We start from the raw sequence: 1,024 nt of genomic DNA on the forward strand, positions 1-1,024 counted from the left end.
GGTAAAGTTTCTTCAATTTTACCCGAGCGTCATCATTCGTAAAGCGCCACTCCATGGGACGTGCGGAAGCATTTCGTTGTGCTTGCCACGCTGCCACTTCCTTTTTTAAAGTGCCCTGGTCTGGAATGCGTCGATTCAAACATTGCCGAGACAAGATGCTCAATTCGATTTCTGCCATATTCAGCCAACTGCCATGCTTCGGGGTGTAGTGGATATCCAGTTTCTCCAAAATTCTCCGCGCTTCCTCCGGAGCAAACGTCTTATAGAGCGAGGCACCGGCGTGAGTGTTTAAGTTGTCCATGACCAAGGTGATGCGTTTGGCGCGCGGGTGGATCTCATCCACCAAATGGCGTATCTGGTGCGCCCAATCCACAGCCGTTCGTTGGTCTGTCACCACGACATGCCGTTTGCCAGCCAAGGGTTCAAAAAACATGAACAGATTGCTGACGCCATTGCGTTCATAGGTCGTATCATACTTTTCAACTGACCCCGGCTTGGCCGGTATCGGTTTGTGGACTTCTTTAATTTGCTGTTTACTGTTCTCATCCATGCAGATCAGCGGGTGCTCTTCATCATACATCCCTTTGTAAACATCCAGTACGTCTTCCATGGCACAGACAAATTCAGCACTCCCTTGCGCTGGAATACACCACTCTTTGTTTTGCCAGGGTTTCAGTTCGTTTTTTTGAGTGTTTGCCGAATAGTTTCATGCGAGACGCTGTCCACGTAGCCCAACGCCACCATTCGCTGCCCCAGCAAACGTAAAGTCCATCGGCTATGGCCCTCCGGCGCATCGCTACAGACTAACGCTACTAAATGGGCTTCGATTTCGCCATCAATCACCCGCCCTCGAACACGGTTGGGTTTCGCTCGCTCTAAGGCCGACTCTAAGCCTTCTTCAACTAGCCGCGTTCTGACGCGTTCAACCGTCCGGGTCGAAATGCCGAAAGCCTTGCTGATTTGGCTATCTTGCCACGATTCACCTAAAGCGTTCTCATCCGCCTTAAGCAAGATCTGGGCATGA

2 protein-coding genes are annotated in these 1,024 nt (G+C 51.0%); both read right to left on the minus strand.

Annotated elements, in window-relative coordinates:
- The coding region (locus BLP80_RS15005; RefSeq protein WP_218120481.1) for an IS630 family transposase at positions 1 to 676 on the minus strand (676 nt) is incomplete at its 3' end.
- A partial coding sequence (locus BLP80_RS15010; protein WP_143002346.1) for a helix-turn-helix domain-containing protein occupies positions 673 to 1,024 on the minus strand: 352 nt, incomplete at its 5' end. The genes BLP80_RS15010 and BLP80_RS15005, both read right to left, overlap by 4 nt.

It is taken from the genome of Nitrosomonas sp. Nm132 (genome assembly GCF_900100485.1).
Lineage (GTDB): Bacteria > Pseudomonadota > Gammaproteobacteria > Burkholderiales > Nitrosomonadaceae > Nitrosomonas.